Genomic DNA, 20,785 nt, shown 5'->3' with positions numbered 1-20,785 from the left:
CCGGACGCCTTTTACAGGCCGGACTCGGAGGTGCGCACCAGGATGCGGCGGCAGTTCTCGCAGCGCACGACCGTGTCGGGCGCCGCCGCACGGATCTCGCTCAGCTCGGTGATCGCCAGTTCCTGGCGGCAGCCCTGGCAGGTGCGCTGGTACAGCTTGGCCGCGCCGATGCCGCCCTGCTGCTCGCGCAGCTTGTTGTACAGCTTCAGCAGGTCCGCGGGCACCGAGCCCGCGACGACCTCGCGCTCCTTGGTCACCGACGCGGACTCGCCGTCGATCTCCTCGTACGCCGCGTCCCGGCGCGCCGAGGCGTCGTCGATCTTCGACTGCACCGATCCGACCCGCTCGGTCAGCTCGGCGACCCGCTCCTGCGCGGACTCGCGGCGCTCCATCACCTCCAGCACGACGTCCTCCAGGTCTCCCTGGCGCTTGGCGAGCGAGGCGATCTCGTGCTGGAGGTTCTCCAGGTCCTTCGGGGAGGTGACCGCACCGGAGTCGAGGCGCTGCTGGTCGCGGACGGCGCGCTGCCGCACCTGGTCCACGTCCTGCTCGGCCTTCTTCTGCTCGCGGGCGCAGTCGCTCTCCTCGGTCTGCGCCGCCACCAGCAGGTCGCGCAGCTGGGTGAGGTCCTTGGTCAGGGACTCGATCTCCGCGTGCTCGGGCAGCGACCTGCGCTTGTGCCCGAGCTGCTGCAGTCGTACGTCCAGGGCCTGGACGTCGAGGAGTCGGATCTGGTCGGCGGGCGCGGCGTTCAGTTGGGGGCTCCAGGGGTGTGCGAGTCGGAGGGGGCGCGCGAGGCGCTCTCTGGCTGGACGGCGGCGGACGCCGCGTGGGCGGTCCAGGGGTCGGTGACCGTCGGCGAGACGTGGACGCGCAGGCCCCACCCGTGCCGGTCGGAGATCTCGTCGAGCTGGGTGGCGGCCAGCTGGCACCAGGGCCACTCCGTCGCCCAGTGCGCCGCGTCGAGCAGCGCGAGGGGACTGTGGCTGCGGGCCGCCGCGAACTCGGACGCCGGGTGGTGACGCAGGTCCGCGGTGAGGAAGGCGTCCACCCCGGCCGCGCGGACCTCGTCGAAGAGGCTGTCGCCGGAGCCGCCGCTGACGGCGATCGTGCGGACCAGCGCCTCGGGGTCGCCGGCGACGCGGATGCCCTGCACGGTGGCGGGCAGCCGCTCGGCGGCCCGGGCGGCCAGCGCGCGGACGGTCGTCGGGTGGTCCAGCTCGCAGACGCGGCCGAGACCCCGGCGGCCCTCCGGGTCGGTCGTGTCCGGTACCAGGGGGCGCACGACCCGCAGGTCGAGCGCGCCGGCGAGGGCGTCGCTGACGCCGGGGTCGGCGCGGTCGGCGTTGGTGTGGGCGACATGCAGCGCGATGTCGTTCTTGATGAGGGTGTGCACGACGCGGCCCTTGAAGGTGGAGGCCGCCACCGTCGTCGTCCCCCGCAGATAGAGCGGGTGGTGGGTGACCAGCAGGTCAGCGCCGAGCTTCACCGCCTCGTCGACGATCTCCTGGACGGGATCGACGGCGAGGAGGACCCGGGTGACCTCCTGGTCGGGGTCGCCGACGACCGTGCCGACCGCGTCCCAGGACTCGGCCCGCTCGGCGGGCCACAGGGTCTCCAGGGCGGCGATGACTTCAGACAGACGGGGCACGGGGAAAGGCTACCTGCCCCGGCTCCTTCCCCGACCGGTCGCGGGTCGTTCGGGCCGATGGGCTCGGCGCGGGCGCCGCGCGGACCACCCCCGAGGATGCGGAGGTCGCGTGCGGAGGGGCCGTGCGCCCCCTCGTGCAGCACACCCGCCCCCATTTCCTCAGGCGAACGGCGCGACGAACACCCTTATGTGTGAAGCAGCCGTCCCACGAAGTCACGCCCGTGCGTACGAAAACTAGCTTCGTCGCCGGAGGTGACCGAACCATGACGGACCGTGCCTTCACGACCGCCGCGGCGGAGGGGAACGAGTGGGCGCCCCGGCCCGGATGCGTGACGACCGCAGACGGGTCCTACGCGGCGCGTCTCGCCCATGACGACGGGTCCTTGTACCCGGAACGCTGGACCCTGGACGGCCCCGAACCGTACGCCGTACCACTGCCCGGCAACCAGCCGGAGGAGCCCGGCACCGAAGTGCAGCCCCTGGCCGACGGCCGGGTGCTGATCCACCGCGTCGCGGCGGGGCGGCACACGTTCTCGCTGCTCTATCCGACCGGGCCGGGGACCGGGGAGTTGCCGCTGGGCTCGGTGGAATGCCCCGAGGAGGACGCCCGGCTGCGGCTGCTGCCCCCCGCGCCGACGGGGGACCGCGCGTTCGCGCTGGCCGTGGACGGGGGATCCACGGCGGTGTGGCGGGTGGTGGGGGGACCGGGTGTGCCCGAGCGGCTGGCTCAGCTGCCGGGCCGCTGCTCGGGCGGGGTGTGGCTGGACCGTGCGGGGCGGATGCTGGCCCTGGACCGGACGCCGCCCGACGGGGGGCCCACGAAGACGGTGGTGGTGGATCTGGCGCGGGGCGGGGAGGTCTCGCCGCTGCTGCAGATCGCGGACGCAAGCCATGACCGGCTGCTGCTCGCGGATCCGGACAGCGGGCTGCTGCTGATCCGCTCGGACGCCCCGTCGCCGGGTCAGGACCGGCTCGGCTGGGGGGTGTTGGGGAGCACACTGCCGGTGCGTTTCCCCGAGTGTCTGCGGCTGGACACCCCGGCGACCCCGTTCGCCATCCAGCCGGGACAGGCGTTGATGCCGGAGAGCTGTGCGGTGGCGCTCAGGATCGACGGGGCGGCGGGCAGCTGGATCGGGGTGTGGCGCCCGGCGGACCGCCGTGTCCACCATCTCGCGGCCCCCGAGGGCTGGTTGAAGGGCACGGGTCTGTGGACCCGGGACGGGGTGCTGCGGCTGCCGTATGCGACCCGGACGGTGCCCTGCGCGGTGGCCCGGGTCGTACCTCCCGCCGCGGCACCCGCGCCGCCGCCCGAGGACCCGGGCCGATGGCCGGTGCCGAAGCCCGCAGTGGGACGCACGTCGCGACCGGTGCCCTTGCAGCAGGCGCTCGCGCCACGCGGCGGCCGGACCGAGCGGACGCCCCTCGTATGGGTCCGCAAGAAGCAGACGCCGGTGGGGAGTGGAAACGGAGCGGCGGGGAACGCGGAGCGCCGCGGCGCCACGCCACCGGTCCCCGGTACGGCCGTCGTCGCCGCCCGTTAGACTCGCCCGGCTGTACGAAAGACATATTGACGGGGTGAAGAGTTCAGATGAGCGACACCAGCAGCAGCACACCCATGCCTGACGCGGCCCAGGAGATCCCGGGGCACGGCCGGCACCGCGGACCGGTCTCCGCCGAGGACACCGACGCGAACCCCAGCGGGCGTCACCGTGCCTCGGACCGCGGCATGACGGCCGATCAGGGGTCGGTCTCCCACTGAGGGCGCATCGATTCCGCTGAGGTCCCCCGTCCGTTCCGTCCTGGGCGGGGGCCTCGCCATGACGTCGGCGCCTGACCCGCGCCGCTCCCCGTACCGGTCGTCCCACGACCCGTCACTCCTTGGGTGCGGGACTGCGCACGAGCAGCACCATGGCCGCCCCGATCGCCATCGCCGCCGCCGGCCACAGCAGCGCGTTGGCCATGACGGCCGAGACCACGGTGCGGACGGAGTCCTGCACACCGCGGCCGGATTCCAGCCGCTGGAAGTCGATGTTCTCGATGGCCTTTCTCCGGCTCGCGCCGAGACCCGCCGCATGCGCCGCGATCTGGGTCTTGAACTGGGCGGTCATGACGGTCGCGATGACCGCGGAGCCGAGTGTGGCCCCGATCTGCCTCGATGCGTTGAACACACCCGAACCGGCGCCGATGTAGGTGGGCGGCAGCCCCTGCATCGCGGCGACGGCCAGCGGGCTCATCATCAGCGAGCTCGACGCGCCCATCCAGGCGGCGTGCACGAGCAGCACGGCCAGGGACATGTCGGGTGTCATCAGGAAGTGCCGGACGAAGAGCGCGGAGCCGAACAGGGCGAGCCCGGTGAACGCCGGCCACTTGGGCCCGACCTTGTCGACGAGCCTGCCGATCCAGGGCGCGAGCGGCACCGAGACCAGCGCCGACGGCAGCATCATCAGCGCCGCCTCGGCCGGCGTCATGCCCCGGCCCGCCTGGAAGTAGAGGGTCCCTGGGAAACTCGCGGCGACCGTGGCGAAGCCCGCGGCCACGATCGCCAGGTTGGCGGCCGCGAACGTCCTGACCCGGAAGATGCCCATCGGCACCAGCGGCTCGCTCTTGTTCACGCGTTCCCAGGCGACGAAGCCGGCCCCGAACACGACTCCGAGGACGAGGATCTCGGGAACGCCGACGGAGATCCCGGTGTGGTGGCCGATTACGACGAGGTCGTCGGTGATCTCCGACCAGTCGTAGCCGCTGCCGTTCTCCAGGCCGTAGACGAGACAGAACAGGGACAGGCCGCTGATCAGCACACCGACGACGTCGAAGCGGTGCGGATCGCCGGACAGGGCGGGCACGAAGCGCCGCGCCACCAGGAGTCCGACGATCCCGATCGGCACATTGATCAGGAAGATCGACCGCCAGCCCAGCGAGTCGACGAGCAGACCGCCGCAGACCGGTCCGACCAGAACGGCACCGCCGGAGACCAGACCCCAGTACGACATGGCGCGGCCGCGGACCTCCTTGGGGAAGGTCTTGCTGATGATCGCCATGGACTGGGGGGACATGCCCGCGGCGCCCAGGCCCTGAAGGGCCCGGAAGGCGATCAGCTGACCGATGCCGGTCGCGAGCCCGCACAGCAGCGAGGCAGCGGTGAACACCGCCATTCCGATCAGGTAGATCCGCTTGGCGCCGAACCGGTCCCCGAGGCGGCCCGCGAGCAGCAGCGGCACCGAGTACGCCAGCAGATAGGAACTGGTCACCCAGACCGTCGTACTGATGTCCGTATGGAGATCGGCGGAGAGCTTCGGCATCGCCACGACCACGACGGTGGTGTCGAGCATGAGCAGGAAGAAGCCGACCATGAGGGCGGCGAGCGCACTCCACGGTGCCCGGACTCGGGGAGCGGCTCTCTGCGTCTGCGACGTGGTCATGGTCCGAAGGTGCCATGGAGCGGTGCCCCGGTAACGGTGGCACGCGGCGGGCTACGGCCGGTTGGGGGGCACCGGGCCCGCGATGGCGCCGGGAGGCGCGACCGCGGGCCGGTCCCCGCTCACGCGTGCTTCAGCCCGAGCACCTCCACCGCGGCGAACGTCTCGCCCCGTGGGCGCTGCGCGAAGTGCGGGGTGAGGAGGGCGTCGAGTTCCTCGTAGGTGAAAGCGTCCTGCTTCGTGTCGAACCTTGCGTGCACCCGGGGCCGCTCGACGATCGCGACCAGGCCGCCGTGCACCACCAGGAGCTGCCCGTTGACCGGTGCGGCGGCGGGCGAGACCAGATAACCCACGAGCGGAGCCACATGCTCGGGGGCGAGTGGGTCGAGACCCTGCTCCGGACGTTCGAGTCCGGCGAACACGTCCTCGGTCATCCGGGTGCGGGCACGCGGGCAGATGGCGTTAGCCGTGACCCCGTACTTCGCCAGGGCGAGGGCGGTGGAGGTGGTGAGACCCACGATGCCGCCCTTCGCCGCCGCGTAGTTGGGCTGCCCGGCCGAGCCCGCCAGGAACGCCTCCGACGACGTGTTCACGATCCGCCCGTACACCGGGCCGTCCGCCGCCTTGGAACGCGCCCGCCAGTGCGCGGCGGCGAAGCGGGTCGTGTTGAAGTGGCCCTTGAGATGGACCCGGATCACCGCGTCCCATTCGTTCTCGGACATCGAGAAGACCATGCGGTCGCGCAGGATGCCCGCGTTGTTGACCAGTACGTCGAGCCTCCCGAACTCGGCGACCGCCAGCTCGATCAGATCGGGGGCCTGTGCGAAGTCGGCGACGTCCCCGGTGTGTGCGACGGCCCGGCCGCCCGCCGCGCGGATCTCGGCGGCGACCTCCTCCGCCGGACCCTCGCACGCCTCCCCCGAACCGTCCCGGCCCGGCTGCCCGTAGTCGTTGACGACGACGGCCGCACCGAGCCGGGCGAGCTCCAGCGCCTCGGCCCGGCCCAGCCCCCGGGCCGCCCCGGTCACGACGGCGGACAGCCCTTCCAGTGGCAGCGACATCGCGGTCCCTTTCGACAGGCGTACGGGGGCAGCGGGCTCAGATCTCGATGCACGTGCGCAGTGCCGTACCCGTCCTCATCCCGTCCAGCGCCTCGTTGATCTCGGCGAGGGGCACCCGATGCGTGATCAGGCCCGCCAGGTCGACACGACCGGCGCGCCACAGCGCGATGGTCCGTTCGTACGAACGCAGGACGTCCCCTCCGCCGTACATGGACGGCAGGATGCGCTTCTCGTCGAAGAACAGCTCGAACATGCTGAGCTGGAGGAAGTCGTCCATGGCGCCGGCGCCGACCACGACGAGGGTGCCGCCGCGCCGGGTGTGCTCGTAGGCCGTGCGGGCGGTGGCCGACTTCCCGACGACCTCGAAGACGTAGTCGAAGCCCTCCCCCGCGGTGGCCTGCTGCTTGGCGTCCGGCAGTTCCCCGGGCGACACGGCCCTCGTGGCTCCGAACTTCAGCGCGGACTCCCGGCGGGAGGCGACCGGGTCGACGGCGACGATCTCGGCGGCGCCCCGGAGCCGGGCCCCCTGGATCGCGGAGATCCCGACGCCCCCGCAGCCGATGACGGCGACGGACGAGCCCGCCTCCACGTCCGCGGTGTTGAGGGCCGCGCCCAGGCCGGTGGTCACCCCGCAGCCGATGAGCGCGGCGATGTCGAACGGCACGTCGTCCGGGACGGGCACCGCGCAGCCGGCGTCCACGACGACCTCTTCGGTGAAGGTGCCGGTGCCCGCGAAGCCGAAGACGTCGCCGCCGGGACGTTTGAAGTTGGGGGTGCCCGCGTTCATGAACCCGGACATGCACAGTTCGGTCTGCCCGCGCCTGCAGGCGGGACAGGCGCCGCAGGCGGGCAGCCAGCACACGACCACCCGGTCGCCGGGCCGCAGGGTGCGGACGTCCTCGCCCACTTCGAGGATCTCGCCCGCGCCCTCGTGGCCGGGCACGAACGGGGCGGGCTGCGGCAGCACCCCGTTCATCGCGGACAGGTCCGAGTGGCACAGCCCGGTGGCGCGCATCCGGATCCTGACCTTGCCGGGGCCGAAGCCCGTCGCCTCGACGTCGTCGAGGACCTCCAGCTTGTCCTGGCCGATCTCGTGCAGTACGGCTGCGCGCATGGTGCGGCTCCCCTCGAGGGCTGGGTGGCTCAGGAGTGTTCGACGATGGTGTCGGTGAGGACCGGAGCGTCGTCCCGCTCGACCGCGCCCACCGTGACCCGCAGGGAGCCCTCCCGCCGCCACACGCGGATGCGCAGGGTCTCACCGGGGAACACGACTCCGGCGAAGCGCGTGGAGCAGGCGCGCACCCGGGCCACGTCCCCGTCGAGCAGCGCGTCGACGACCGCCTTCAGGGTGATCCCGTAGGTGCACAGCCCGTGCAGGATGGGCCGCTCGAAGCCGGCGAGCTTGGCGAACTCGGGATCGGCGTGCAGCGGGTTCCAGTCGCCGGAAAGGCGGTACAGCAGCGCCTGGTCCTCGCGGGTGGGCCGCTCGATCACCTTGTCGGGTTCGCCGGTCGGCCGGTCGGTGGGGGCGGCGGGGCCGCGGTCGCCGCCGAAGCCGCCTTCTCCGCGGACGAAGATCTGTGCGTCGTTGGTCCACAGTGGGCCGTGGTCGTCGGTGGCCTCGGTGCGCAGCACGAGGACGGCGGCCTTCCCCTTGTCGTACACGGCGGCGATGCGGGAGGTTGCGGTCGCCCTGCCCTCCACCGGGATCGGACGGTGGACCGTCAGCGTCTGACCGCCGTGCAGGACCCGGGCGAGATCGACCTCGATGCCGGGCATGGACAGGCCGCTGATCACGCCGGGGGCCCCGGCGCCCGCGACGGTGGCGAAGCTCGGCAGGACGTGCAGCCGGGACTCAAGGGTGTAGCGCAGCTCGTCGGCGTCGGTCGCCGGGCTGTGCTTGTCGGGGTTCGCGCCCGCGCCGATGCCGAGGTGATAGAGCTGGACGTCCTTGCTGTTCCAGGTGATCTCGCGGGACCGGGGTTCGGCTGCGAGGGCCTTGGCTGCGTCGATGGGCATGGGGCTCCTGACACTGGCGGGAAAGACCCCGGTGCGGCCGTCCGCACCGTCGGCCGCACCGGGGTCGTCACGGGGCCGCGGAACCCGCCCGTTCTAGAACGCGTTCCAGTACGGCGACCCCCTGTATAACCCAGCTCGCAGAAGTTGTGAAGACCGCTGACGGCTTGTCAGATCCGGTGCCCCGCCTCCGGACCCATGACATTTGTCCTGCCGGAGTCCGTACAACCGCATCTGCTGCGGGCCGCCCCGGCTCCGTAACGTCGTGGTCATGACGAAAACGACCGGGACACCGACTGCCGTGTCCTTCACGGGGGCGGTCAAGACCTACGGCGCCGTGCGCGCCGTCGACGGTGTGGACATGCGGATCGCGCAGGGCGAGACGGTGGCACTGCTCGGCCGCAACGGCGCCGGCAAGTCCACCACGATCTCCCTGCTGCTCGGCCTCCTCCAAGCCGACGAGGGCACGGTGGAGCTCTTCGGTGCGGCGCCCGAGCGCTCCGTGCTGGCCGGACGCGTGGGCGCCATGCTCCAGGATTCGCGGGCGGTCCCCCGGGTGACCGTCCGCGAGCTGGTGTCCTTCGTGGCCGGCCGCTATCCGGCCCCGATGCCCGTCGCACAGGCCCTGGAGCTGGCCGGGATCACCGACCTGGCCGGGCGGCGGGTGGACCGGCTCTCCGGCGGTCAGACCCAGCGCGTGCGGTACGCGGTGGCGCTCGCCGGAAATCCGTCGCTGCTCGTGCTCGACGAGCCGACCGCGGCCCTGGACGTGGAGGCGCGGCACGCCTTCTGGCGGTCGATGCGGGAGTACGCCGGGCTCGGTCGCACCGTCCTGTTCTCGACCCACTATCTGGAGGAGGCGGACGCGCACGCCGACCGGATCATCGTCATCGACCGCGGCCGTGTGGTGGCCGACGGCACGGGCGAACAGCTGAGGCGGGCGGCCGGCGGCAACCTCGTCTCGATCGACCTGGCCGGGCGCGGCACCGAGGGACTCACCCTGCTGCCCGGCGTGCGGTCGATGGAAGTGCGCGGGGACCGGGCGCTGCTGCGCACGGACGACTCCGACGCGACGGTGATCGCCCTGGCGGAGCTGGGTGCGATACGCGGCCTGGAGGTCGTCCCGGCGTCGCTCGACGACGCGTTCCTTGCCCTGACCGCACCCGAGATGGAGATCGTGTGATCCTGGACTACCTGCGGCTCGAAGTGCGCCGGACGCTGCGCGACGTGGGCTTCGTGATCGGTGGGGTCGCGATGCCGGTGATGATGTACCTGCTGTTCACCAACCTCGGCGAGAACGACGGTGCCTGGAAGACCGCCTCCATGGTCGGCATGGCCGCGTACGGCGCCGTCGGCTCGGCCCTGAACACCGGGGGCGGGGTCGCCGAGGACCGGGCGATCGGCTGGCTGCGGCAGCTCAGGGTGACCCCGATGACTCCGCGCCAGGTCGTCGCCGGGCGGGCGCTGACCGGTTCCGTGACGGTACTGCCCGCGATCGTCGCGGTGCTCGCCGCGGGCGGGCTCCTCAACGGCGTCCGGCTGGCGGCGTGGCAGTGGGCCTCGATCGCGCTCCTGCTGTGGCTCGGCTCGATCCCCTTCACCCTGCTCGGCCTCGGCAACGGCTACCGGCTGACCGCGCAGACCACGGGTGTGACGAACATGCTGTGCAATCTGGGCCTCGCGGTGCTCGGCGGCCTGTGGTTCCCGGTCACCCTGTTCCCCGGCTGGCTGCGCACGGTCTCCGGGTACACCCCGACCCACCGCTTCGCCCAGCTCGGCACGTCGATCGCCGACGGCCACGCCCCCGCACTCGGTGCGGTCGTGGTCCTGACGGCCTGGGCGCTGGCGTTCGGTTCGTACGCTGTCTTGTCGTACCGCCGCAGTGCCAGGAACGTGTGAACGGGGTGACGGACATGCACTGGTTGCGCAAGGCCGGCTGCCACATGGACACATGGCAGCTCGCACGACAGACGTGGAAGGAGGACATGGTGCGCTTCAAGGCCGAGCAGAAGGCCGCCCGTAGGACCGGCAAGGCGGCGGAGAGCCCGGGTCCGCCGCCCACCGGCTTCACCCTGCTGCCGTGGCTGCTGCTGGGGATGGGTGCCTTCTCCAACCTCTTCCAGGGCAAGGCCTCGAACGCCTGGATAGGCAGCTTCGGCCTGCTCGCCTTCAACTCCCTCTACATCTACGTCGTCTTCCGGGCCTTCGACAGGGAGCGGCGCGAGGCGCCTTCCACGCGTGTGGCGCTGCTCCTGATGGGGGCGGTGACCTGCGGTCTTGCCATCGGCTACGGCGGCAACTGGCTGCTGTTCTTCCCTCTGCTCGGTCTGGCGACCGGCGCCATCGTCCGCGGCCCCTGGCTGGGGAAGACCGGTCTGGGGCTCACCGTGCTGGCAGGCACCGTGGCGTGCCTGCGCGACGGCTGGAACGGGATCAACATCGCCTACGGCACCTTCCTGTCGACGATGGTGACCGCCGCCATCCTGTCCCTGTCCGAGGCCGTCCGCGAACTGCGTGCCGCCCGTGAGGAACTGGCCCGCCGAGCGGTGGAGAAGGAGCGACTGCGCTTCTCCCGCGACCTGCACGACCTGCTCGGGCACACCCTCTCGGTGATCGTCGTGAAGTCCGAGGCGGCCCGCCGCCTGGCCCACCGCGACCTGGACGCGGCGCTGACGCAGGTCACCGACATCGAGTCCGTCGGCCGCCAGGCGCTCACCGAGATCCGCGAGGCGGTGACGGGCTACCGGGAGGGCAGTCTGGCGACGGAACTGGACCGCGCCCGGTCGGCCCTGACCGCCGCGGGCATCGAGCCGGTGGTGCGCAGGTCGGGCCCTCCCCTGGTACCGCAGACCGAGGTCCTGCTCGGCTGGGTGGTCCGCGAGGCGGTCACCAATGCCGTACGGCACAGCGGCGCGGACCGCTGCGAGCTCACCGTCGACGGCACGTCCGGTCGAGTCCGGCTGACGATCGCCGACAACGGGATCGGCGCGGCCGCCGCCCCACCCCCGGCGGGCGTGGGCGGGACCGGTCTGAAGGGGCTGACGGAGCGGCTCGCCGCGGCCGGCGGCTCGCTGCACGCCGGCCCGTCACCGCGCGGCGGATTCACGGTCACGGCGGAACTGCCCGTGGACACGGAACTCCCGTCGGCCGCCGGGCTCCCGCCCGCCCGGCTCTCACCGGCGACCACGGCCCCCGGGACCGACTGACCACCCGGCGCCCGATCACACCGACAACACGGAGTCCGGTCCCGGCGATCACTCAACCGCCGAACCACCGACACGGGCCGACTCCGTGCTCGCCGACGACGAGGGCTCGGGGGACCGGCTGACGACCCGGACGGCATCACACCGCCGGCACGGCACACGCTGCCGGCCGTCGGCGAACCCGCGGAACGCCGGGCCGGACCGCCTCGGTCCGCTCTCGTCGAGGCGCGAACCGCGGACGTGCCCGCACCGTACGCTTGGCCCGTGGACGAGATGCCCCGAAGTCACAGGCCGGCGAAATGCGTCAGGGTCCTGCTCGCCGAGGACCAGGGCATGATGCGCGGCGCCCTCGCCCTGCTGCTCGGCATGGAGGAGGACATCGAGGTCGTCGCACAGGTCTCCGCGGGCGACGCGATCGTGGACACGGCCCTGACCCACCGTCCGGACGTGGCCCTGCTGGACATCGAGCTTCCCGGTATGAGCGGTCTGGACGCGGCGGCCGAACTGCGCGTGCAGGCACCGGACTGCCGGGTGCTGATCCTGACCACCTTCGGCCGGCCCGGTTATCTGCGCCGCGCCATGGAGGCGGGCGCCGCCGGCTTCCTCGTCAAGGACGGCCCGGTGGAGGACCTGGCCACGGCGATCCGGCGGGTGCTCACCGGCGAGACGGTGGTGGATCCGGCGCTGGCCGCGGCGGCCCTCAGCGCCGGGCCCAACCCGCTGACCGCACGCGAGTGCGAGGTCCTGAAGGCGTCCGTGGACGGGGCGACGGTCTCCGACATCGCCGCGAAGCTCCATCTGTCCGAGTCGACGGTGCGCAACTACCTCTCGTCGGCCATCGGCAAGACCGGCACCCGCAACCGCATGGAGGCGATGCGCGAGGCCCGGCAGCAGGGATGGCTGTAGGGTCTGTCGTTTGGATCGGGGTCGGCTGGGTGCGACCGCGCCTTTCGACGCCGGCATGATCCAAACGACAGGCCCTGACGTGCCGTCTCCGCGGGAACCCCGTGCGACCGCAGCCCGTGCGCCCGCTCAGCGCGCGGCGGCCTTGCGCGGCAGCCACGCCAGCATCAGCACGGCGCCCGCCAGCAGCAGGCATCCGCTCAACCGGAACGCCTGCGCATAGCCCTCCGTCAAAGCCTGCCCCGACGTGCTTGCGCCCGTGCGCGTCGCCGCGACCGTCGACATGACCGCGAGGCCGAGCGAACCACCCATCGTGCGGGAGGTGTTGATCAGCCCGGACGCGAGCCCGGCGTCCGCCGGTGCCGCTTCCGAGGTGGCGAACGCCGCCAGCGGAGTGGCCGCCAGTCCCGCGCCCAGCATCATCAGAATCCCCGGGATCATGATCGTCGTGAGGTAGGCCCCGTGCGCTGCCATCGTCGACTGCCAGCCGAACCCGGCCGCCGCGACCAGCGTCCCGAGCACCGCCGTGTTCCGTGCCCCGGCGGCCCGCATGACCGACGGCGCGAGCTTGGAGCCGAACACCACGGCGAGTGAACTGGGTACCAGCGCGAGCCCGGCGTCCAGGGGCGAGTAGCCGAGGACGTTCTGCGCGTACAGCGTCATGAAGAACCACATGCAGAACATCGCGGAACCGGCGACGAACATGGCCGCGTTCGCGGAGGACACCGACCGCAGCCGCAGCAGACCCAGTGGCATCAGGGGCGCCTTCGTCCGTGCCTCGACGGCCAGGAACAGCCCGATCAGGGCGAGCCCCGCGCACAGCGGCACCAGCGTCGCGGCCGCCGTCCAGCCCTCCGCCTCCGTCTGCCCGATCCCGTACGCGAGCGCGGCGAGACCGGAGGTCACCAGCACCGCGCCCGGCAGGTCCAGGCGACGCCCGTCTGCGGCACGGCTCTCCAGGAGCGCTCCCCCGGCCGCCGACCGCGTCCGGGCGGAGGGGATCCCCAGCACGGATCCGACGAGGACGAGCACGCCCACCGGCACGTTGATCAGCAGCACCCAGCGCCACGACAGGCCGTCCACGAGCAGTCCGCCCACGAGCCCGCCCGCCGCGCCGCCGCCGGCGCCCACCGCGGTCCAGGTCGCGATCGCCCGCGCCCGTGCCGCCCCCTCGGGTACGGCAGCGGTGAGCAGGGTCAGTGTCGAGGGCGCGAGCACGGCGGCCCCCAGTCCCTGTACGGCTCGTGCAACCAGCAGTTCCCAGCCCTCCCGGGCCAGTCCGCCACCGAGGGAGGCGACGGTGAACAGGGCGAGCCCGAGGAGGAACATCCGCCTGCGCCCGTACAGGTCCCCGGCCCGCCCCCCGAGCAGCATGAACCCGGCGAAGGCGATCGCGTAGGCGTTCACCACCCACTGCAGCCCCGGGGCGGTCAGTCCGAGGTCGGCGCGCATCGAGGGCAGCGCCACATTGACCACGGACACGTCCAGCACGACGAGGAACTGTCCGGCGCACGCCAGCGTGATCACCACCCAGGCGGGCGGCAGGGAACGACGGGTCACGGGCGGGTCTTCGACGGTCGGCAGCATGGGCGCCATACTGCCGAGCCCGCGGGCGCGCGGCATCGGGATTTCGTCCCGTCTCCGGCTCGGTCCTGCGACCTGGTACCTGCCGCGCCACGGCCGCAACCGGTCTGACGGAAGATCAGATCTTCATGGGATGGTCAAGGATTCGTTAGTATGCCAAAGCATCGGAATAGTTGCCCGTGCATACGAGGTTTACCCAGCACTTATCCGCGCGGACCCGACCAACGACTCCTTCCGCGCCTCTTTCACTTTCGGCCTGGAGGCCTCACGCAATGACGCACACGACGACCGACCAGCCCGCTCGGAGGCCGTCCGGCGCAATCGTGCCGGTACTCGCCTTCGCGGGAATCGTTGTCGCGGTGATGCAGACCCTGCTTGTCCCTGTCATCAAGGATCTGCCGCAGTTGCTGAGCACCTCGCCCAGCAACGCCACCTGGGTCCTGACCTCCACCCTGCTCTCGGGCGCCGTGGCCACCCCGATCATGGGCCGGCTCGGCGACCTCTACGGCAAGCGGCGGATGCTCCTCGCAAGCCTGGGCGTGATGGTGGTCGGCGCACTGATCAGCGGCTTCACCAGCGCCGTACTGCCGATGATCGTCGGACGCACGCTCCAGGGCTTCGCGATGGGTGCGATTCCGCTCGGCATCGGCCTGATGCGCGACATGCTGCCCCGCGAGCGGCTCGGCTCCGCGATGGCCCTGATGAGCTCCTCGATCGGCGTCGGCGGCGGACTCGCGCTGCCCGCCGCCGCCCTGGTGGCCCAGAACGCCGACTGGCACGCCCTCTTCTTCGGCGCCGCCGGACTCGGTGTCCTCTCGATCGTCCTCACCCTCCTCGTGGTGCCCGAGTCCGAGGCCCGGGCGAAGGGCTCCTTCGATGTGCTCGGCGCGCTCGGCCTGTCCGCGGGCCTGGTCCTGCTGCTGCTCCCGATCACCAAGGGCAGCGACTGGGGTTGGGCGTCCGGCACCACGCTCGCCCTGTTCGCGGCCGCGGTCGTGGTCCTGCTCCTGTGGGGTCTGCTGGAGCTGCGGCTGAGCGCCCCGCTGGTCGACCTGCGCACCACGGCCCGACGCGAGGTGTTGCTCACCAACCTCGCCTCGATCATGGTCGGCGTCTCGTTCTACGTCGTCTCGCTCGTCCTGCCGCAGCTGCTCCAGCTGCCCGCCGCCACGGGTTACGGTCTCGGCCAGTCGATGGTGGTCGCGGGCCTGTGCGTGGCACCGCTCGGCCTGACCATGATGTTCACCGCGCCGGTCTACGCCCGGCTGTCCGCGAAGTACGGCCCCAAGGTCACCCTCATCATGGGCCTGCTGATCATCGGCATCGGCTACGGCGGCGGGCTCGGCCTGATGGACGCCGCCTGGCAGACCGTGATCACCTCGGTGGTCCTGGGCGCGGGCATCGGCCTCGCCTACTCCTCGCTGCCCGCCCTGATCGTCGGTGCGGTCCCGGCCTCGGAGACGGGCGCCGCCAACGGCCTCAACACCCTGATGCGGTCGATCGGTACATCGGTCTCCAGCGCCGTCATCGGCATGGTGCTCGCCAACACCGCGAACCACGTCGGCGGTCTCGCGATCCCCACGCTGCGCGGTTTCCATGTGTCGTTCCTGATCGCGACCGGCGCGGTCGCGATCGGCCTGGTCCTGGCCCTCTTCCTGCCCAAGGCCGACCGCGCCCCGCAGCTGCGCGCGAGCAGCCAGGAGGACGCCAACCTGGAGCGCGCCGAAGAGGTTCTGCGCATCTTCCGCGGCCGCGTCCTGGACGCGGGCGGCACCCCGGTCGCCCGCGCCAAGGTGACGCTGATCGACCGCCGCGGGCGCCAGGCGGGCGCCACACTCTCCGCGGACGACGGAAGCTACGCCCTGGCCGTACCGGCCGAGGGCCCGTACGTCCTCGCCGCCAGGGCCGCGGGGCACGGCCCGCTCGCCTCCTCGGCGACCCACCCCGGCGACCACCGCCCGATCGATCTGGATCTCTCCCTCCCGGGCGAGACGGTCTCCGCCTGACCCGTACCGGACACCCGCACCCCCCGTCGCCCGCGCGACGGGGGGTGCGGCAGCATGGGGCGCCTACAGGCCTGTGCCGACACCCGACCCGTCCGTACGGCGCCTGCCCGCACGTACGACCGAAAGGACCCCCATGCCGGCGGCACCCTCCATCGAGCTCCCGGCGCCTCCCCCGTCCGGGATCCTGGCCGCGTTCGAGGCCGCCAAGGGGTTCATGCCGCTCCACGAGGGACTCGCGCTGTACGAGGCCGCCGTGACCGCCGGCCGGCTCGGGCTGCCGCTGCTGGAGGTCGGCACCTACTGCGGGCGCTCCACGATCCTGCTCGCCGCCGCGGCCCGCGCGGCGGGCGTCACCGCGCTCACCGTCGACCACCACCGCGGCAGCGAGGAGCAGCAGCCGGGCTGGGAGTACCACGACCCCGAGACGGTGGACCCCGAGGTCGGCCTCATGGACACGCTGCCCACGTTCCGCAGGACCCTGCACCGGGCGGGCCTGGAGGAGCACGTCGTGGCCCTCGTCGGCCGCTCCCCGCAGATCGCCGCCTTCTGGAACTCCCCCCTCGGCCTGGTCTTCGTCGACGGCGGCCACACCGACGAGCACGCGAACGCCGACTACGACGGCTGGGCCCCGCATGTGGCGCAGGGCGGACTGCTGGTCATCCATGACGTCTTCCCGGAACCGGAGGACGAGTTCACCGGCCAGGCGCCCTACCGGGTCTACCTCAGGGCACTGGAGTCCGGCGGCTTCACGGAGGTCTCGGCGACCGGCTCGCTGCGTGTCCTGAAACGGACGGGGCAGCAGGCGAATCGCGGCGTTGGAGCGGCGGGCACGGCGTAGCCGTTAGGGTCGCAGGCATGTCGTACGTGGGTCCCGACTTCGATCCTCCCCGGCCGCGCCGCTTCCGGCGCGGCCCGCTGACGGTGGCGGTCGCCGCCCTGGTACCGACCGCGCTCGTGGGCTGGCTGGTCTACGAGGCGGTCGCCGACACAGGCGGCGGCCCGTCCGGTGCGGTGCCCGTGACGGCGTCCTCGGCCACCGGGTCCGCCTCGGCGTCCGCACCGGGGGACGGCAAGCGGAGCGCCCTACCACCCGGCCGGACTCCGGCCACCGCACGGGCGGGCTCCGGTCCCCTCGCGGGCAAGGTCGTCGTCATCGACCCGGGACACAACCCCAGCAACTTCCGGCACACCTCCGAGATCAACCGCCAGGTGAACATCGGGACGAACCGGAAGGAGTGCGACACCACGGGCACATCCACCAATTCCGGTTACGCGGAGGCGCGGTTCACCCTGGACGTGGCGCGGAGGATGCGTACGCTCCTCGAGAAGCAGGGCGCCACGGTGAAGTTCACCCAGGACGGCGACCGCCCCTGGGGCCCGTGTGTGGACGAGCGGGCGCGCATCGGCAACCAGGCGCACGCCGACGCGGCGATCTCCATCCACGCGGACGGCGCACCGGTCGGCGACCGCGGCTTCCACGTCATCGTTCCGGCCGCGGTGCACGCGGGCTCGGCCGACACCCGCAAGATCGCCGCCCCCTCGCGGGACCTCGGCGAGCGCGTCGCGGGCAGTTTCGTCCGCGTCACCGGAAGCGCTCCGTCCAACTACGTCGGCGACGGCACGGGCCTCGTCGTACGGAGCGATCTCGGTGGTCTCAATCTGTCAACGGTTCCCAAGGTGTTCATCGAGTGCGGCAACATGCGCGACAGCAAGGACGCGGCATCGTTGACCAGCGGCGCGTGGAGGCAGAAGGCGGCGCAGGGGATCTCTGAGGGAATCATGAGTTTTCTGCGCGGGTAGTGATCACCGATCCGATCCCGGCGGACACACAGATCGGGCGGACGATAGTGTCATCCCTACGATGAGGGGCCACCCCTGCGCTTTTCACCGCGGCCCGAGGGCGACAAGGTGACGGCGACGCCTCCACCGACGACGAGACGACAGACGAAGGACCCGAAGTGAATATCCGCTCCCTCACTAGAGGCGACGGCGTGGTGATCGGAGCAGCGGTATTGCTGTTCATCGCGTCGTTTCTCGACTTCTACTCGGCCGCGGGCTTCAGCGGCGCCCCGAACGCCTGGGACTCCCTCGGTGAAGGCCTCGGCCTCTACATGGGCGGGGTCGTCGGCGCCGCTCTGATCGTCATCAACCGCTGCCTGCCCCAGCCCCGCAAGATCGTCGGCCTGGAACTCACCGCGGTCGGTCAGGCGTTCACGATCCTCACCGCGTGGATCCTGTTCTGGTTCCTGGTGGACGTCCCGAGCGGGATCGACGCCGGCACCGGCCTGGTCCTCGGCTTCATCGCCGCCCTGCTGCTGGCGGCCGCCGCCGTCGCCACTCCCGTGGTACCGGCGCTGCAGGCCGCCCTCGTCCCCGCTCCCAAGCCGGTCGCGCCCCAGCCCTACGGCGGGCAGCCGCAGGGCGGTTACGGCTACCCGGGCGCCCAGCAGCCGTCGTTCGGCGGGCAGCCCCAGCAGGGCCAGCCGTTCGGCGGGCAGCCGCAGCAGCAGTCCCCGGCCGGGGACTTCTCGCCGTTCTGGTTCGCCGTGCCGGTGCCCCGTCCGCTGTACGCGGAGGACGGCTCACCCACGCCGATCGCCGAACTCGCGCCCGGCACCTGGTACTTGGCGGTCGAGCAGCGCGGCCCCGGCCTGGTCGCCCAGACGCAGGACGGCCGCCGTGGTGTGCTGCAGGACACCAGCGGTATCCAGCGCGGCTGACCCCCTCATCGGCATACGGCCCCTCGCCCTTCCGGGCGGGGGGCCGTTGTCGTACAGTCGCGGCCCTGCGTCCCATTTCTGATGGCTCGTCAGTTCAGTACGTATGGAGGCGACATGCGGCTCGGACTCGCGCTCGGCTACTGGGGCCGAGGCCCGGCGGCGGACCACGTCTCGCGGGCGCTGGAGGCCCAGCGGCTCGGTTACCACTCGGTGTGGACCGCCGAGTCCTGGGGATCGGACGCCTTCACCCCGCTGACCTGGATCGCCGCGCAGACCTCGAGGATCGGCCTGGGCACGGCCGTCGCCCAGATGGCGGCCCGCTCCCCGACCACGACCGCGATGCACGCACTCACCCTCGACCATCTCTCCGGCGGACGCATGATGCTCGGCCTCGGGCTGTCGGGTCCGCAGGTCGTCGAGGGCTGGTACGGGCGGCCGTTCCCCGCCTCCCCGCTGACCGCCACCCGGGAGTACGTCGACGTCGTACGCCAGGTCCTGCGGCGTGAGGCCCCGGTCGCACTGGATGGACGCTTCCACCCCCTGCCCTACCCCGGGACGGACGGCACCGGGCTCGGCAAGGCGCTGAAACCGATCACCCACCCCCTGCGCGCCGACCTGCCGATCCTGTGCGGCGCCGAGGGGCCGAAGAACGTGGCGCAGACGACCCGGATCGCCGACGGCTGGCTTCCGCTGTACTGGGCGCCGACCCGTCCCGAGGTCTACGGAGCCGCCCTGGCCGAGGTGCCCGACGGCTTCCTCGTCGCCCCCATGGCACAGGTGCGCGTCTGCGACGACGTCCCGCAGGGGCTGCTGCCGGTCAAGGCCATGCTCGGCTTCTACATCGGCGGCATGGGGCACGCGGCACGGAACTTCCACGCCGACCTCATGGCGCGTATGGGGTACGAGGAGGAGGCGCGGCGCATCCAGCGGCTGTTCCTGGAGGGACGCCGGGAGGAGGCGGTGCGGGCCGTGCCCGACGTCTTCGCCGACGAGATCTCGCTCGTCGGTCCGCGCGAACGGATCGCGGAGCGGCTGGAGTTGTGGCGCAAGAGCCCGGTGACCGATCTGCTGGCCCTGGCCCCGGACCCGCACACGCTGCGGGTGCTGGCCGAACTCAGCACATAGCGCGCACCGCCCCGCGACGTTCCGTCTCAGTCCACCGTGAGCTGTCTGGCCGTCGGGTACTGGTTCCTGACCGGGGTGCCCGCGCCGCGGCTCGCGCTCTTCACCTTGCTGACCACGTCGGCGAAGGAACTCACCGCCGACTCGTCGCCGTTGCTCAGCCGCGTCGGCAGGGTCCTCAGCCCGTCGATGCCCGCGGCGAGCGGAGCGAGGGCCCTGGCGAGCGTCGGATCACCCTGGGCGCTGCGCTGGGCCGCCCTGAGCCGGTTGTACGCGAAGGTACCCGCGAGGCCGGCCTTCACCAGGGCCTCCTGCCGCCCCCGTGCGCCGTTCTTGAACCCGCCGGCCTTCCACGGCTTCACGATCCACTGGTACGTGGCCCCGGCCGCGAGCCCCGCGTTCGCCAGGAAGCGGGTCCTGGCCAGCTTCTGCCGTTCGGCCGGGGTGCTCGGCGAGGGCGAGGCGACCACGATGTAGTTGCCGGCGACCTGCTGCACGGCGGTACGACCACCGCAGGCGGTCCCGGCGAACAGGGTGGAGCACGTCGCGAGGGTCACCGCGAGGGCGCGTATCGGTCGGGACACGGGATCCTCCGGCCTTGGCGAGGAACGGTACGTCTCCCGGCCGGGAGACACGGCTCTCAAGGCAGCGTCACACGCCGCGGCCCGGGGTGCCGACCGGGCCGGGCCGATCGGGTGGCTCCCTTGTCCCACAAGGGATGTGCGGCGGTCGCGCGCGTTTCAACCGAGGTCGACGGGCAATCCGAAGAACATGTCTCCTCGATATCGCAACGGTACGAACCAGGCCGGCACGGTCATCGCCATCGTCGCCGACGTCATGGCCTTCATCCTGGGCCTGTGGATCCTGATGTACCTGCTGGACGCCAACCGCGCCAACGACCTGGTGCAGTTCGTCCACGACGCGGCGAACTGGCTCGCGGGCTGGTCGCACGACCTGTTCACCTTCGACGAGGCCTGGGCGCGCGTGGTCGCCGGCTACGGACTGGCCGCCGTGGTCTACCTCTTCGTGGGCCACGCCATCGCCCACCGCATCCACCGGCACTGAGCTGCGCCCAGGGTCCGTCGTTTGGATCAGGTCGGCTG

At 72.0% G+C, this 20,785-nt stretch carries 20 protein-coding genes; 12 read left to right on the top strand and 8 right to left on the bottom strand.

Annotated features, from left to right (window positions below):
• Positions 1 to 11 precede the first annotated feature (11 nt).
• The gene (locus tag ADL25_RS02605) at positions 12 to 755 is read right to left on the bottom strand and encodes a zinc ribbon domain-containing protein (protein WP_059126058.1); all 744 of its coding nucleotides are present in this window, start codon (positions 753 to 755) and stop codon (positions 12 to 14) included.
• On the bottom strand, positions 752 to 1,651 hold the full coding sequence (locus tag ADL25_RS02600; RefSeq protein WP_059125937.1) for a Nif3-like dinuclear metal center hexameric protein: 900 nt from the start codon (positions 1,649 to 1,651) through the stop codon (positions 752 to 754). The genes ADL25_RS02605 and ADL25_RS02600 overlap by 4 nt, the downstream gene beginning before the upstream one ends.
• Before the next feature lie 263 nt (positions 1,652 to 1,914).
• Here ADL25_RS02600 and ADL25_RS02595 point away from each other — a divergent pair, with 263 nt between their 5' ends.
• Positions 1,915 to 3,192, top strand: a complete 1,278-nt coding sequence (locus ADL25_RS02595; protein WP_234380330.1) for a hypothetical protein — start codon at positions 1,915 to 1,917, stop codon at positions 3,190 to 3,192.
• A 47-nt stretch (positions 3,193 to 3,239) separates the two neighbouring features.
• Positions 3,240 to 3,410, top strand: coding sequence for a hypothetical protein (locus ADL25_RS49615; RefSeq protein ID WP_199839090.1), 171 nt, complete (start codon positions 3,240 to 3,242; stop codon positions 3,408 to 3,410).
• Positions 3,411 to 3,522: 112 nt separating this feature from the next.
• Here ADL25_RS49615 and ADL25_RS02590 read toward each other — a convergent pair whose 3' ends face one another.
• The 4 genes from ADL25_RS02590 to ADL25_RS02575 form a co-directional block, all read right to left on the bottom strand.
• Positions 3,523 to 5,070, bottom strand: a complete 1,548-nt coding sequence (locus ADL25_RS02590; protein WP_079050128.1) for a DHA2 family efflux MFS transporter permease subunit — start codon at positions 5,068 to 5,070, stop codon at positions 3,523 to 3,525.
• Between the two features lie 119 nt (positions 5,071 to 5,189).
• On the bottom strand, positions 5,190 to 6,128 hold the full coding sequence (locus tag ADL25_RS02585) for a 3-oxoacyl-ACP reductase (protein ID WP_059125935.1): 939 nt from the start codon (positions 6,126 to 6,128) through the stop codon (positions 5,190 to 5,192).
• 37 nt (positions 6,129 to 6,165) lie between these two features.
• Entirely contained in the window at positions 6,166 to 7,242 is a 1,077-nt protein-coding gene (locus ADL25_RS02580) for a Zn-dependent alcohol dehydrogenase (protein WP_059125934.1), read from the bottom strand.
• Between the two features lie 29 nt (positions 7,243 to 7,271).
• Entirely contained in the window at positions 7,272 to 8,147 is an 876-nt protein-coding gene (locus ADL25_RS02575) for a MaoC/PaaZ C-terminal domain-containing protein (RefSeq protein ID WP_059125933.1), read from the bottom strand.
• 268 nt (positions 8,148 to 8,415) lie between these two features.
• Here ADL25_RS02575 and ADL25_RS02570 point away from each other — a divergent pair, with 268 nt between their 5' ends.
• The 4 genes from ADL25_RS02570 (at position 8,416) to ADL25_RS02555 (ending at position 12,253) form a co-directional block, all read left to right on the top strand.
• Entirely contained in the window at positions 8,416 to 9,327 is a 912-nt protein-coding gene (locus ADL25_RS02570) for an ABC transporter ATP-binding protein (RefSeq protein ID WP_059125932.1), read from the top strand.
• Positions 9,327 to 10,043, top strand: coding sequence for an ABC transporter permease (locus tag ADL25_RS02565; RefSeq protein WP_059126057.1), 717 nt, complete (start codon positions 9,327 to 9,329; stop codon positions 10,041 to 10,043). Before ADL25_RS02570 ends, ADL25_RS02565 begins: the two co-directional genes overlap by 1 nt.
• 14 nt (positions 10,044 to 10,057) lie before the next feature.
• On the top strand, positions 10,058 to 11,350 hold the full coding sequence (locus ADL25_RS02560; protein WP_059126056.1) for a sensor histidine kinase: 1,293 nt from the start codon (positions 10,058 to 10,060) through the stop codon (positions 11,348 to 11,350).
• A gap of 270 nt (positions 11,351 to 11,620) precedes the next feature.
• Entirely contained in the window at positions 11,621 to 12,253 is a 633-nt protein-coding gene (locus tag ADL25_RS02555) for a response regulator transcription factor (protein WP_059126055.1), read from the top strand.
• A 126-nt stretch (positions 12,254 to 12,379) separates the two neighbouring features.
• Here the strand turns inward: ADL25_RS02555 and ADL25_RS02550 are convergent, their stop codons facing one another.
• Positions 12,380 to 13,846 (bottom strand): MFS transporter, encoded by a 1,467-nt coding sequence (locus ADL25_RS02550; protein WP_107116495.1) that lies wholly within the window; start codon positions 13,844 to 13,846, stop codon positions 12,380 to 12,382.
• A gap of 260 nt (positions 13,847 to 14,106) precedes the next feature.
• On the opposite strand from ADL25_RS02550, the gene ADL25_RS02545 reads away from it, so the two are divergent.
• From ADL25_RS02545 to ADL25_RS02525, 5 genes are all read left to right on the top strand, one after another.
• Positions 14,107 to 15,840 (top strand): MFS transporter, encoded by a 1,734-nt coding sequence (locus tag ADL25_RS02545; RefSeq protein ID WP_059125931.1) that lies wholly within the window; start codon positions 14,107 to 14,109, stop codon positions 15,838 to 15,840.
• 133 nt (positions 15,841 to 15,973) lie between these two features.
• Positions 15,974 to 16,678, top strand: a complete 705-nt coding sequence (locus ADL25_RS02540; RefSeq protein WP_059125930.1) for a class I SAM-dependent methyltransferase — start codon at positions 15,974 to 15,976, stop codon at positions 16,676 to 16,678.
• 17 nt (positions 16,679 to 16,695) lie between these two features.
• A complete protein-coding gene (locus tag ADL25_RS02535) occupies positions 16,696 to 17,640 on the top strand; it encodes an N-acetylmuramoyl-L-alanine amidase (protein ID WP_059125929.1) in 945 nt (314 codons plus the stop codon).
• A 158-nt stretch (positions 17,641 to 17,798) separates the two neighbouring features.
• Positions 17,799 to 18,560, top strand: a complete 762-nt coding sequence (locus ADL25_RS02530; RefSeq protein WP_181923030.1) for a hypothetical protein — start codon at positions 17,799 to 17,801, stop codon at positions 18,558 to 18,560.
• Positions 18,561 to 18,674: 114 nt separating this feature from the next.
• A complete protein-coding gene (locus tag ADL25_RS02525; protein ID WP_059125927.1) occupies positions 18,675 to 19,685 on the top strand; it encodes an LLM class F420-dependent oxidoreductase in 1,011 nt (336 codons plus the stop codon).
• 26 nt (positions 19,686 to 19,711) lie between these two features.
• Here ADL25_RS02525 and ADL25_RS02520 read toward each other — a convergent pair whose 3' ends face one another.
• The gene (locus tag ADL25_RS02520; RefSeq protein WP_059125926.1) at positions 19,712 to 20,266 is read right to left on the bottom strand and encodes a hypothetical protein; all 555 of its coding nucleotides are present in this window, start codon (positions 20,264 to 20,266) and stop codon (positions 19,712 to 19,714) included.
• Positions 20,267 to 20,453: 187 nt separating this feature from the next.
• Between ADL25_RS02520 and ADL25_RS02515 the strand changes: the two genes are divergently transcribed.
• The gene (locus ADL25_RS02515) at positions 20,454 to 20,747 is read left to right on the top strand and encodes a hypothetical protein (RefSeq protein ID WP_059125925.1); all 294 of its coding nucleotides are present in this window, start codon (positions 20,454 to 20,456) and stop codon (positions 20,745 to 20,747) included.
• Positions 20,748 to 20,785: the final 38 nt, after the last annotated feature.

This window comes from Streptomyces sp. NRRL F-5122, assembly GCF_001507435.1.
In the GTDB taxonomy this organism is placed as follows: domain Bacteria; phylum Actinomycetota; class Actinomycetes; order Streptomycetales; family Streptomycetaceae; genus Streptomyces; species Streptomyces lannensis.
This window is presented reverse-complemented; position numbering and strand designations above follow the sequence as displayed.